Consider the following 12,219-nt stretch of genomic DNA (forward strand, 5'->3'; position numbering starts at 1 on the left):
GGGCGCGGCGCGTCCCGAACCGCCGCGCCCGGCCACGCACCGGAGGAAGAGGTAGCACCAATGCCCTCAGTAAGAGGAGCGCTGTGCGTGGGTATCGCGACACTCGGCTTGACGGTGGGCGCGCCCTCACTGGCGATGGCCGACGCGGGTTTCCAGCACGACTCCAGCGCCGCGGGGCCGGAGGGCGCCACCCTGAGCGTGGTTCGCAGTCACGTGAGCGATGACGGAAACGTGAGCTACGAACGTGTGACCTACACCGCTGGGCCTGAGGGCGCAGCGGTGGACCGGGTCAACAGCATGGCCGAATGAACCATCACGGCCAGGGCGGGCAGTCATCGACTGCCCGCCCACATGTGTCCGAGCCAGGAGCCCGACCGCGCACACGGCTGATCGCACGAACGGTGAGCGGAAGGAAGAGATGCGCCACCATTGGAAACCCATACTCATGGGAACGGCTCTGACGTTGTGCTGCGCGGGTGTGACGGGCGGAGCACACCCCGACACGACCGGCACGAACCCGGGTGCCACGCTCCCGGTCGCCCAACCCGGCGTCACCGGCGAATGGCCGCCGACCTGGCTCGAAGCCTCGTCGACGCAGGCGTGGTCCGAGGCCGAGGAGGAGACCGTGCACCTGGTGAACCAGGAGAGGGCCCGAGGCGGCTGCGATCCGGTCGAGGTCGACGAACGCCTCGCTCGGGTCGCTCTCGAACACAGCCGACACATGGCCCGACAAGGCACGGTCACCCACGTCGGTTCCCAAGGCCGCTCCTTCACCGAACGGGCCAAGGCGGCGGGTTACGACCGGCCCTCGGGCGAGGTCACCGCAGCCGGCTACGACACGGCCGCGGAGACGGTGCGGACCTGGATCGAAAGCCCGGGGCACCGAGAGGTGATCATGAACTGCGACTCGGTGGACACCGGTGTCGGAGTGGTCACCGCCGAGGACGGCGTCTACTGGACCCAGGTCTTCGGCTTCGGCCCCTGAGGCCGCCTCCTGCCACGGAACGGCCGTTGCGCCCGCACACACCGCGTCTTCCGTTCGCGGTCGGGTTCACCGACACTCTGAAGCCGACACGCGTGGGGGAAGGTTCCGTCGACCGACGGGACCTTCCCCCTACGTTCGAGAGCCGGCCGGTTCCTGCCGTGGTCGCCCGAAGGGCCCCGCTCCGGCACACGGTGCCCCGAGCGCGACGCGCCGGGTCCGTTCGGCGAGCCTCGGCGGGCGTGGGACCCGAGACGCTACCCGACCGGGTCGGCGGGCTCGGCCGGTTCGTCCACGGTCTCCCCCTCTGGGACCGGGTCCGACACGGTATCGGTGCCCTCGCTGTTCTGCGAGGTTCCGGTAGATCGTGGCTGCTCCGGTTGTGGGGCGCTCGGTGTCAGAACGAACAACAGCACCAAGAGCCCCGCGGTGACCGCCGCGATCAGGGCACAGGCCACCCATGGTCGCCAGCTCTGTAACCCCGGGTCGGCCGGGACGTCCGGGTCCTCGGTTCCGAAGGCCTCAAGACGGCCGGCCAGCTCCGGAGCGTCCTCGCTGAGTTGTTTCTCGATCTCGGCGAGAATCCTGCGTTCGTGTTCTCTCAGGGACATGGCACCCTCCTCAGCCGCCGGGGGAAGGACTGTGTCGTCGCCGGGTGCTAACAGTCTCCCCCAGGCGGGCCGCCCTTATCCAAGCGTCCACAGGATTTTCCTGGTCCCTTTTCATCCGATTCGTGAAATCGGGGCGAGAGGCCCGTTCCCGCGAGGGTCATAGGTCCTGGACCGACGGGGAAGGAGGTCCTCAACCGGGGTAGCACTCGACCTCGGTGGCCTTGACGCCGGCCCAGACCTCTTCGCCCCGGGCGAGCCCGAGTTCGGCCAGGGCCGCCGGGGTGATGTCGGCCGCCAGGGACAGCCTGCCCTCCAGGTGCACCCGCACCTGGTCGCCGAATCGTTCGATCCCCTCCACCCGTAGCCGCCACATGTTGCGCGGGCTGCCGTGCGGGTGCTCCTGGTACAGGGCCACAGAGCGCGGCGGAAAGGCCACCAGGACGGGCCCGTGGCGCGCCTCACGGGTCTCCACCCTGGGAGGTTCTCCCCCACCGTCCGTGTCCAGGGTGACGGTGCTCTCCCGCGCCCGGCCCCGGAACAGGTTGAGCCCCACCAGTCGGGCGACGTATGTGGTGCGGGGGCGGCGCGCCACCTCGGCCGGAGTGCCCTCCTGCACCAACCGGCCCTCCTCGATGACGGCGATGTGATCGGCCAGCACCATGGCGTCGAGCGGGTCGTGGGTGACCAGGACCGTCACCCCCTCGAACTCCTCCAGCAGGCGCCTCAGGCGTGAGCGCACCGCCACCCGGGTGCTGGCGTCCAAGGCGGCCATGGGTTCGTCCATCAGCAGCATGCCGGGACGCACCGCCAGGGCACGGGCCAGGGCGACCCGTTGGGACTGGCCACCGGACAGTCGCCGGGGTCGGGAAGCGATGTGGTCGGCCAGGTCCATGTGCTCCAGCAGCGCGCGAGCGTGTTCGCGGGCCTCGACGCGCCCCACGCCCTGGCAACGCGGCCCGAAGGCGACGTTGTCGAGAGCGCTCATGTGCGGGAACAGCAGGTAGTCCTGGAAGACCATGCCGATGGGGCGGTGTTCGACGGCCGTGGCGGTGTGGTCGTCGCCGTTCAGGCGGATGTGCCCGCCGGTGAGCGAGACCAGACCGGCCAGGGCGCGCAGGGCCGAGGACTTCCCCGCCCCGTTGGGTCCCAACAGCGCCAGGACGCGTCCGGGCGGGCAGGAGAGGTGGACGTCCAGGTCGAACGAACCTCGGGTCAGTCGCAGGTCGGCGTCCAGGCCCGGACGCGGAACGGGATCGGGTTCGGTCGGGGTGCGGGTGACCGGGGCGGCCATCAGGAGTTCACCCACCTCTCGCGCAGGGTGGCCAGGACGGCCAGGGAGACCAGGAGCAGGACCAGACTGAGCACGATGGCGGCCTCGGGATCGCGTTGCATGGCCATGTAGACGGCCAGCGGCATGGTCTGGGTGGTTCCGGGGAAGTTCCCGGCGAAGGTGATGGTGGCACCGAACTCGCCCAGGGCGCGCGCCCAGCACAGGATCGCGCCCGCGCCGATGCCCGGCAGCACCATGGGCAGGGTGACACGGGTGAAGACGGTGACGCGGCTCGCACCCAGGGTGGCGGCGGCCTCCTCATAGCGTCGGTCGGCGCCGCGCAACGCCCCTTCGACACTGATCACCAGGAAGGGCATGGCCACGAACACCTGGGCGATGACCACGGCGGCGGGGGTGAAGGGCAGGGTGAGTCCGAACCAGGCGTCCAGGTATCGTCCGACCAGCCCGTTGCGGCCCAGGACGAGAAGCAGGGCCACACCTCCGACCACCGGTGGGATGACCAGGGGGATGGTGACCAGTGCGCGCGCGAAGCGACGGCCCGGAAACTCTGTGCGCGCCAGCAGCCAGGCCAACGGGACGCCGAAGATCAGGGAGACGAGGGTGGCCACCGTGGCGGTGGACAGCGACAGCCACAGGGCGGCCAGTACCTCGGGCTCGGTGACGCGCCGGACCATGGTAGACCAGGGCGCGCGCACGAGCAGCCCGGCGAAGGGCAGGATCAGGAACGCCAGGCCGGTCAGGGCAGGAAGGACAAGGATCCAGGGCACCCGCCCCGACCGGGTGCGCGGGGCGCGCCGGTCGGGGCGGGGCGTGAGGGCGGTCATGGCGTGCCGAACCCCGCGTCCCGCAGGACGGGGGCACCCTCGGTGGTGACGAAGTCGACCCAGACGGCGGCCAGGTCGGGGTCGCCCGAGGCGGAGAGAACACCGATCGGATAGTCGTTGATCGCCTCCTCGGACTCGGGAAAGTCCAGGCCTCGCACGCGGTCCCCGGCGGAGATGACGTCGGTGGCGTAGACCAGACCGGCGTCCACCTCCCCCAGTTCGACCTTGGTCAGGACGGCCCGCACGTCCTCTTCGAGGGTGACCGGGGTGATGTCCAGGTCGGCGGCCTCCAGCGCGGTCGCGGTGGCGGAACCACAGGGCACCTCCTCCGAACAGAAGGCCACGTCGACGTCGTCCTCGGCCAGGTCGTCAAGGCTCTCGACGTCGGCGGGGTTGTCCGGCGGCACGGCGATCCGCAGGTTGTTGGTGGCGAAGATCCGACCACCCTCACCGTTCTCGGCGGCCCAGTCGGCGTCCAGGCCCTCGCCGGCCACGACCTGGTCCATCGTGTCGGTGTTGGCGGCGGCGAACACGTCGGCGGGTGCGCCGGAGTCGATCTGTTGGGCGAGCTCGCTGCTACCGGCGAAGTTGAAGGTGACCTCCACCCTCGGATTCTCCTTCTCGAAGGAGGCGGCGATCTCCTCGAACACGTCGATGAGGGACGCGGCGGCGAAGACGGTGAGTTCACCACCGGGGGCGGCGCCGTCGGCCCCTCCCCCGGCCCCTTCGTCGGTGTCGGTGGTCCCACCCGAGCAGGCGGTCAGTGCCAGGACGAGTGCGAACGTGGCCGCGGTCGGCCCTTGGGCGACACGCCTCGCACGGGGGGCGCGGGTGGTGGACTCACGCATGGTGTTCTCCGCTGGTCTCGACGACGACGTTGGTGGACTTGACGACGGCGGTGGCCACGCTCCCGACCTCCAGGCCGAGTTCGTCGGCGGCCTCACGGCTCATCAGGGAGACCACCCGGTGCGGTCCGGCCTGGAGTTCGACGGCGGCCATCACCTGGTCGCGGACCACACTGGTCACCAGTCCCCGGAAGCGGTTGCGGGCGGAGGAGACGCGACGGCCGGGGTCATCATCGGCGCCGGCCCGCATGAAGGAGGCGAGTTCGGCCCCGTCGAGGTTGCGGCGTCCGGTGGCGTCGCGTTCGGCGGCCAGTTTCCCCGAGTCGACCCAACGTCGGACGGTGTCGGCGCTGACCCCGAGAAGCTCGGCGGCCTCACTGATCTGGAAGGTGGGCATACGAAGAACCTACTAGTCGCATAAGCAAGGGTGAAATGGAGCTTCCGCTAGCAGATCATAACTTTTCACTCGTTCTTCTGGGGCATGAACCGATTCCGCGCACATGAGAGGGGCCCGTCCCCCGTAAGGGGAACGGGCCCGTCGTGTGTTCCGACGACCGGATCAGCTGCGCACGTCGGCGACCTCGCCGACCGGGCCCTCGGCACGGTAGTCGTCCAGCGCGGTGACCACGTAACCGGCACCGTCCTCCATGGGATCGGTGTCGGTCAGGGTCGACCCACCGGTCATGCCGACCAGGTTGTCCGCGGTCAGCGCCGTGCAGTAGGCGTCCTCGTCCCCGGACTCCAGAGCCTGGACGGCCTCGGCCGACAGTCGGTACAGGGCGTAGAAGCGGGCGTCCTCGATCTCGCCCCACTCCACCTCGACGCCGCGATCGACGTTCTGCGCGGTCACGTCGTCGACCGCGCCGACCAGGGGCTCATCGCCCTCGGGGTTCTCGATCACCGGTGGCAGGGCGGCGTTGGCGTAGTGGCCGTCGAGCAGGTGGTCGACCACGTCGCCGTTCTCGCGCAGGTTCTTGATGGAGAAGTAGATGTCGCCGGAGACCTCGTCGAGTTCACCGGAGTAATCGAGTTGGTTGCTCAGGGCGTCGTCGCCGGTCCAACCGTCCTCACCCAACCGGTAGGCGCCCTGGCCGACGTACAGGTCGACGTCGGTGCCCTCGACCTCGTTCGACCACCAGTCGGTCATCGCCTCGTAGTCGGCGGTCTCGAAGCCGCGCTCCCAGTAGAGCTGGGGGGCGATGTAGTCGACGGTGCCCTCCTCGATCCAGGTGCGGGTGTCGGCGTACTGGGCGTCGTAGGACTGCAGTCCGGAGCTGGGCGAGCCGGAGGAGTCGGTGCTGTCGTTGCGCCAGATGCCGAACGGGGAGACACCGAAGCTCACCCAGGGCTTGCTCTCCTGGATCCTTCCGTGCACGTCCCGCATGAGCTGGTCGACGTTGTCGCGCCGCCAGTCCCCACGGTCGTCGAAGTCGCCCCCGTGGGCCTCCCAGCTGGCGTCGTCGTCGAAGGTCGCGCCCTCCTGCGGATAGGGGTAGAAGAAGTCGTCGAAGTGCATGCCGTCGACGTCGTAGCGGTCGACGACGTCCATGATGACCTCGGTGACCCACTCGCGGACCTCGGGGTTGCCCGGGTCGACGTAGGCCTCGGTGCCGAAGTCCACCAGCCACTCGGGGTTCTGCTTGACCGGGTGGTCGTCGGCGAGGTTCTCCACGTCCGGGTCCTGCAGGCCCACGCGGTAGGGGTTGAACCAGGCGTGCAGCTCCAGACCGCGCTCGTGCGCCTCCTCGACCGCGTATTCCAGCGGGTCGTAGCCGGGGTCGCCGCCCTGTTCACCGGTGAGGTAGCGGGCCCACGGCTCCAGTTCGGAGTCGTAGACGGCGTCGGCGGTGGGGCGGGCGTGCAGGAAGACGGCGTTGAGGCCCATCTCCACCGAGTCGTCGAGCCAGGCGTCCAGTTCGGCCTTTTGTTCCTCGGCCGACAGGCCGGGCTCGGAGGGCCAGTCGATGTTGCGCACGGTGGTCAGCCACGCTCCGCGCATCTGACGCTTGTCGTCGTGGGCCTGGCAGGAGACGGGGGCCGCGATGCCCTCGCCGCCCGGCTCGGGGGCATCGTCGGAGGAGGGGCCCTGGCCGTTGGCGGAGCAGCCCGCCAGCAGCACGGTGGCCGTGGCCGCGATCGCCGCCCACCGTCCCCCGGCGCGCGGCTTGGTCAGGGCCCGTGCCATGGATCGCATCAAGTTCTCCTTCGGGGATGTCCGCGCGTCGCCGTTCGGCCTGGCGCCACGCCGGGACCCAGATTAGGGCAAGATGTCAAGTTTCGGATACGATTCGGCCAATGTGTGGATAACATCGCACAGGACGTACCACGGGAATGTCGTCCCAGGTCAATGGAGCACCCCGAGGACGGACGCCCGGACGTGCCCGCTCCCCGGGCGAGGTTCTAGACTCGGGTCCCGTGAACGCAGTGCAGAGCCCACCCGAACTCTTCGTCCATACCGTCCCGTTGCGCGACCACGTCGGCGACCTGATCGACCGGCTGCCGGAGGGGACACCACTGGCCTGGTTGAACGGAGACGACGGCCTCGTCGCGTGGGGTCGGGCGGCACGCTTCGAACCCGAGGTCGCCCCCGAGGGCACCGCCCCCACCGACAACTCCCGCATCGGGCAGGCGGCCCGATGGTTCGCCGACCTACTGGACAACGCCCGGGTCGAGGACGAGGTGGGGCTGCCCGGCACCGGCGCGGTCACCTTCGGCACGTTCACCTTCGCGCCCACCTCCGCCGGTTCGGCGCTCGTGGTGCCCAGAGTGCTCATCGGCAGACGCGGTGACCGCACCTGGTTGACCACCATCGGCGACGAGCCGGGCGAACACCCCGAGCAAACACTGCGCACGGTCACCGAACCACGCCCCGTGGGCTCCCTGAAATGGAGACCCGGGTCCCTCACCCCGCAACGGTGGAAGGACGTGATCACCTCGACGGTCACGCGCATCAAGGCCGGCGAACTCGAAAAGGCCGTCCTGGCCCGCGACGCCCACGCCGAGGCCGAAGCGCCCTTGGACGTGCGCATGCTGCTGAAGCGCCTGCACGCCCGCTTCCCCGACTGCTTCACCTTCTCCGTCGACGGCATGGTCGGGGCGACCCCCGAACTCCTGCTGCGGGTGGAGGGTAGTGAGTTCGATTCCCTGGTGCTGGCCGGTACCCGCCCGCGCGGAGATGACGAGGGATCCGACCTGCGTCTGGGTCAGGAGATGATGACCTCCGCCAAGGACGTGGAGGAACACGCCTTCGCCGTGGACTCACTGCGCGCCTCCATGGAGCCGCTCACCCAGGAACTCACCGTCCCGGACCGGCCGCACCTTCTCAAGCTCGCCAACGTCCAGCACCTGGCCACCAGTGCCCACGCGCGTCTGGCGCCCGGGGTGTCGGCCCTGGACGCCGTGGCGGCGCTGCACCCGACCGCCGCCGTGGGCGGTACCCCCACCGAGGCCGCCATGCGGCTGATCGCCCGGACCGAGGGCATGGATCGTGGCGGATACGCAGGCCCCGTGGGCTGGCTGGACGGAACGGGCAACGCCGAGTGGGGCATCGCCCTGCGCAGCGCACGCGTGGACGGGGCGAGCGCACGCCTGTACGCGGGCGGTGGGATCGTCGCCGGGTCCGACCCCGAGTCCGAACTCGCCGAGACCGAGGCCAAGTTCCGTGTGATGCGCGAGGCCCTCACCGACCCTGGGACGTGAACCGGCCCCGGTCCTCCCCCACGACGGAGAGACCGGGGCCGGTGGTCGGTGTCGGTTACGCACCGCCGCTGGGGCGCCGCGCAGCAGGGTAGGTGTTCGCGGAACACGCCCTAACGCTTCGTCCCACCCGTCGCCCGCCACCACCCTCAACGGACGCCTTCGGCGCAGCCGTTTCGGGTGCTCGGGCGGGTGTCAGTTACCGACGTCGCGGCCGCCCTTGTGCCAGGCGCACACCACCGACGGGCGCGGGAAGTCGCCGTCGGGCCAGACACTGGTGGGCTCCTCGACGGTGCCGTTCTCACCCGGGTGTTGCGGGGCGAGGAACACCGTCTTCTGGTCCTGGGAGATGAGCGGACCACAGGTCTCGGCCTCGACCGGGACGGTGGCGAAGGTCCGCAGCTCACCGCGGAAGCGACCCTCGACCGGCATCACGTGCAGGGCGTCGTTGGTCTGCAGGGTGCCCGGCTGACCATCGGTGGAGATCCACAGGTTTCCGTGCTTGTCGAACGCCAGGTTGTCGGGGGCCGAGATCGCCATGACCTTGGACTTGTCGAAACCGGCGTAGTACGTGGAGTCGTCCTCCGGGTCGCCGCACACCAGGGGCACGACCCAGGTGAACGTGGTGGCCGCGGAGTCGGCGCCGTCCTCGATGATCTCCAGGACGTGACCGAACTTGTTGGGGCCGCGGGGGTTGGGCTCGTCGGCCTGACCCGGTTCGCGGGAGGTGTTGTTGGTCAGCGCACAGTACACCTTGCCGGTGACGGGGCTGGGCTCGACGTCCTCGGGACGGTCCATCTTGGTGGCGCCGACCTTGTCCGCGGCCAGGCGGGTGAAGATGAGCACCTCGGCCACGGAGAACCCGTCGACGAAGCTCTCGGAGTCGGTGCACAGCGCGGTCCACTCGCCGGTGCCGTCGAACTCTCCGTCGGAGGGCAGCGTGCCGGTGCCGTCGATCTCCTCGGCGGGGCTGTTGCCCTCCAGCCGCGCCACGTAGAGCGTGCCGCTGTCCAGCAGCGTCATGTTGTGCTTGTGCGAGCCCTCGACGTACTTCTTGTCGCTGACGAACTTGTACAGGTAGTCGAAGCGCTCGTCATCGCCCATGTAGGCGGCCACCCGGCCGTCCTCGGTGATGTTGACGTTGGCGCCCTCGTGCTTGAAGCGGCCCAGCATGGTGCGCTTGACCGGGGTGGAGTCGGGGTCGTGCGGGTCGATCTCCACGATGTACCCGAAGCGGTGGGCCTCGTTGGGGTGCTCGGCCAGGTCGAAGCGCTCGTCCACCCGGTCCCAGCGGCGACCGGAGTAGTCACTGGAAAAGCTGTAACGGGCGTAGGACTCGGTGTCGGGGGCGCCAACGAAGTACTGGTTGAAGTTCTCCTCGCCGCTGAGGACGGTGCCCCAGGGCGTCATTCCGCCGGCGCAGTTGTTGAGCATGCCCAGCACGTTCACGCCCTCGGGGTCGGCGTCGGTGCGCAGCAGCTCGTGCCCGGCCGCCGGACCCGCCACCCTGAACGGGGTCTGATCGGTGATACGACGGTTGAAGGGACGCTCGCCCTCGGTGATCAGCTTCCACTGACCGGTGCCGTCGACCCGCTCCAACTCCACCACGGAACCGCCGTGCGCGGCCATCGCGATCTTGATCCACTCCGGGTCGGCCGACTCACCGTCGGTGTACCCGGCGAACATGATCTCTTCGTTGGTGTACTCGTGGTTGACCCACAGCAGACCGTGGTCGTCGTCCAGGGTGAAGAAACCGACGTAGTCGCAGTTGTAGCCGAACTGCCGGGCCTGCGCCTGAGCGGTCTGGTTCGCGAAGTCGAACTCGGGGGCATCGGGAAGCACCGGGTCGCCCCAGCGGACGATGACGTGGTGGTCGTAGCCCTCGGGGACGGTGATCTCGTCACGGTTGTTGGGCAGCACGGTCTTGAACGTGGGGCGCGGCGCGGGATGCGGGCGGTTCGGTCCGCGGTCCGCCGCGGCCGGGCTCAGGGCGGCCACGCCCAGGGAGCCCGCGCCGGCACCGACCAGTGCCCCCTTCAGGGCGGAACGGCGGGACAGTACGCCCTGGAAGATGTCGCCGAAGTAGGCGTTTTCGCTCTTGTTGGGGGCGGGGTGGAAGCAGGCGTTGCCACAGCGGTACAGGCACGTCTTCGCGGATCGACCACCGCCGACACCGCCGATGAGCGGCAACAGACGGCGGCGGGGCGCGGATTCGGGCACGCGTTCTCCTCGGAATGGGTAACTGCTCCGCGGTCCCGAGGGGGCTTGCGGGGCTCCGCTCGGGGGTGCGGAGTGGTGCGGGCAGTGGGTCCTGCCGGTCGTTATCGACCTTGGCCGAGGTTCCACACGTTCGGGTGAAACCGGTGTGAACGCCCCTACAACTCCTCTACACGGCTGAGGTCATCCCACATAGAGCAGTAGTACGAACACCCACGGTCGGACCTCGTGGTGATCCTCGCCTACCCGTTCCGCCACGTCCACATGCCTCGCCCAGGTGGGCAGGGTCACGATCCGGTCATCCCGTCGAGTTCGTCCGCCATGCCCTCGGCGTCGGGGCCGTCGACCGCGCAAAGGAACTCCGGCTTCGCGGCCGGGGTCATCCCGTGCCCGTTCTCGTTCGCCCGGGGCGAGGCCGGCCCGCTCAATCGAAGAGCCGCCCGATCAACGCCCCCTGGCCGGACCGCCACACGTGCGCGGCGGAGAGGGGAACCCAAAAGCACTCGAACCTGATGGGTTCGCCCACTCCGTCGTCCTCCTCGGCCGAGGACCAACGTTCCGGGACCGGGCCGTCCACCGCCGGTTCGAAGACATGGCGGCGCTGGACCTCGAACCGGTAGGGGTGAGTTCGTACTCCACCACGCCGAGCGGGCGCACCACGCGCAGCCCGTCCAGACCGGTCTCTTCTCTCAGGCCTCGCGCAACGCCGCCGCCTCGGGGGCCTCCCCCGGCCGAACCTCCCCGCGGGGACCTGAAGACCCACATCCTCGGGGCGTGGTCCACGTGCCGGAACACCAACAGGTGTCCCTCCCGCGCTACGCAGCACAACGCCTTGTCCCGGACCATCCGTTCGCCCACTCGGCGACCCGGGCGTGTTTCGTCCTGGAGTGGGCTGTTCTGTCCTGTGGTCACACCTGGCTCCTTCGTTCGCCGTCCTCGATGAGGAACCCGAGTGCGTAGGCAGGACCGTTTCCCGTGTGCCACCCTCAGGGAACATCCATCGGTAACGCACCATGGCCCGGATGGGGAAATCGCCGAAAGCACCACGGCAAGGTGATGAGGATGGCTACCGTGAGCAACGAGAACGATCCGACCACCGAAGGCAGTCACGTGTCCGCTCCGACAGTCTCCCCGCAACGAGAGTCAGAGGTCACCGACGGCGTGGTCATCCCCATGCCCCCACAGGACGGTTTCACCGCCGAGGACCTCGACCGCATCCCGGATCTTCCGCCGCACACCGAACTCATCGACGGAAACCTGGTGCTGGTGAGCCCGCAGAAGCTGTTCCACATGCTCGTCCTCGAACTATTGGGGGACGCACTGAAAGCACACGCACCTGGAGACCTGCGTCTGGCGAGAGAGTTCTCGGTCAAACTCGACGAACGGCAACGGCCGGAGCCGGATCTGATGCTGGTGCGAGCAAACGCTTTCCGGGAACTGGACCAAACGTGGTTTCCGCCGGAGGTCGTCGAACTGGCGGTGGAGGTGGTCTCCCCGGAATCGGAGATCAGGGACCGGGAGCGCAAACCCCAGCTCTACGCCCGTGCCGGTGTCCGATTCTTCTGGCGGATCGAACGGGATGGGAACGACGCCGTGCTCTACGAGTACGAGAAGGACCCGGCCTCTCCCTCCGGTGGCTACGGCAGGCCGACCATCCACCGGGGAACCCTCAAGACCTCCGTCCCGGTGAAGTTGGAGTTCGACCTGACGGACATCCTGCACCGTTGACCCAAGTGACGAAGGGGAGACATCG

The 12,219-nt window shown here is 69.1% G+C and carries 12 protein-coding genes; 4 read left to right on the forward strand and 8 right to left on the reverse strand.

What is annotated here, in order from left to right; genetic code table 11:
- The first annotated feature begins 87 nt into the window (after positions 1 to 87).
- Positions 88 to 309, forward strand: coding sequence for a hypothetical protein (locus tag ACWGSK_RS19995; protein ID WP_358505180.1), 222 nt, complete (start codon positions 88 to 90; stop codon positions 307 to 309).
- Positions 310 to 445: 136 nt separating this feature from the next.
- Positions 446 to 985, forward strand: a complete 540-nt coding sequence (locus ACWGSK_RS20000; protein ID WP_358505182.1) for a CAP domain-containing protein — start codon at positions 446 to 448, stop codon at positions 983 to 985.
- Between the two features lie 254 nt (positions 986 to 1,239).
- Here the strand turns inward: ACWGSK_RS20000 and ACWGSK_RS20005 are convergent, their stop codons facing one another.
- The 6 genes from ACWGSK_RS20005 to ACWGSK_RS20030 all read right to left on the reverse strand — a co-directional run bounded on the left by ACWGSK_RS20005 (position 1,240) and on the right by ACWGSK_RS20030 (position 6,747).
- Positions 1,240 to 1,593 carry a DUF3040 domain-containing protein gene (locus ACWGSK_RS20005; RefSeq protein ID WP_358505185.1) on the reverse strand — a complete coding sequence of 118 codons (354 nt, stop codon included), beginning with the start codon at positions 1,591 to 1,593 and terminating at the stop codon, positions 1,240 to 1,242.
- A gap of 190 nt (positions 1,594 to 1,783) precedes the next feature.
- Positions 1,784 to 2,884: an ABC transporter ATP-binding protein gene (locus ACWGSK_RS20010; protein WP_358505188.1), complete on the reverse strand. Its 1,101-nt coding sequence runs from the start codon at positions 2,882 to 2,884 to the stop codon at positions 1,784 to 1,786.
- On the reverse strand, positions 2,884 to 3,708 hold the full coding sequence (locus ACWGSK_RS20015; RefSeq protein ID WP_358505190.1) for an ABC transporter permease: 825 nt from the start codon (positions 3,706 to 3,708) through the stop codon (positions 2,884 to 2,886). The genes ACWGSK_RS20010 and ACWGSK_RS20015 overlap by 1 nt, the downstream gene beginning before the upstream one ends.
- Complete coding sequence (gene modA / locus ACWGSK_RS20020; RefSeq protein ID WP_358505193.1) at positions 3,705 to 4,556, reverse strand: molybdate ABC transporter substrate-binding protein; 852 nt, start codon at positions 4,554 to 4,556, stop codon at positions 3,705 to 3,707. The genes ACWGSK_RS20015 and modA overlap by 4 nt, the downstream gene beginning before the upstream one ends.
- Positions 4,549 to 4,950, reverse strand: coding sequence for a TOBE domain-containing protein (locus ACWGSK_RS20025; protein WP_358505196.1), 402 nt, complete (start codon positions 4,948 to 4,950; stop codon positions 4,549 to 4,551). Before ACWGSK_RS20025 ends, modA begins: the two co-directional genes overlap by 8 nt.
- 162 nt (positions 4,951 to 5,112) lie before the next feature.
- Complete coding sequence (locus ACWGSK_RS20030) at positions 5,113 to 6,747, reverse strand: glycoside hydrolase family 10 protein (protein ID WP_358505199.1); 1,635 nt, start codon at positions 6,745 to 6,747, stop codon at positions 5,113 to 5,115.
- A gap of 221 nt (positions 6,748 to 6,968) precedes the next feature.
- Between ACWGSK_RS20030 and ACWGSK_RS20035 the strand changes: the two genes are divergently transcribed.
- Positions 6,969 to 8,252, forward strand: a complete 1,284-nt coding sequence (locus ACWGSK_RS20035; protein WP_358505202.1) for an isochorismate synthase — start codon at positions 6,969 to 6,971, stop codon at positions 8,250 to 8,252.
- A 192-nt stretch (positions 8,253 to 8,444) separates the two neighbouring features.
- Here ACWGSK_RS20035 and ACWGSK_RS20040 read toward each other — a convergent pair whose 3' ends face one another.
- Both ACWGSK_RS20040 and ACWGSK_RS20045 read right to left on the reverse strand, forming a co-directional pair.
- Positions 8,445 to 10,469 (reverse strand): PhoX family protein, encoded by a 2,025-nt coding sequence (locus ACWGSK_RS20040; protein ID WP_452456415.1) that lies wholly within the window; start codon positions 10,467 to 10,469, stop codon positions 8,445 to 8,447.
- A 441-nt stretch (positions 10,470 to 10,910) separates the two neighbouring features.
- Positions 10,911 to 11,312, reverse strand: a complete 402-nt coding sequence (locus ACWGSK_RS20045; RefSeq protein ID WP_358505429.1) for an NUDIX domain-containing protein — start codon at positions 11,310 to 11,312, stop codon at positions 10,911 to 10,913.
- 216 nt (positions 11,313 to 11,528) lie between these two features.
- Between ACWGSK_RS20045 and ACWGSK_RS20050 the strand changes: the two genes are divergently transcribed.
- Positions 11,529 to 12,194 (forward strand): Uma2 family endonuclease, encoded by a 666-nt coding sequence (locus ACWGSK_RS20050; RefSeq protein WP_358505207.1) that lies wholly within the window; start codon positions 11,529 to 11,531, stop codon positions 12,192 to 12,194.
- The last annotated feature ends 25 nt before the right edge of the window (positions 12,195 to 12,219 follow it).

Source organism: Nocardiopsis sp. NPDC055551 (assembly GCF_053619415.1).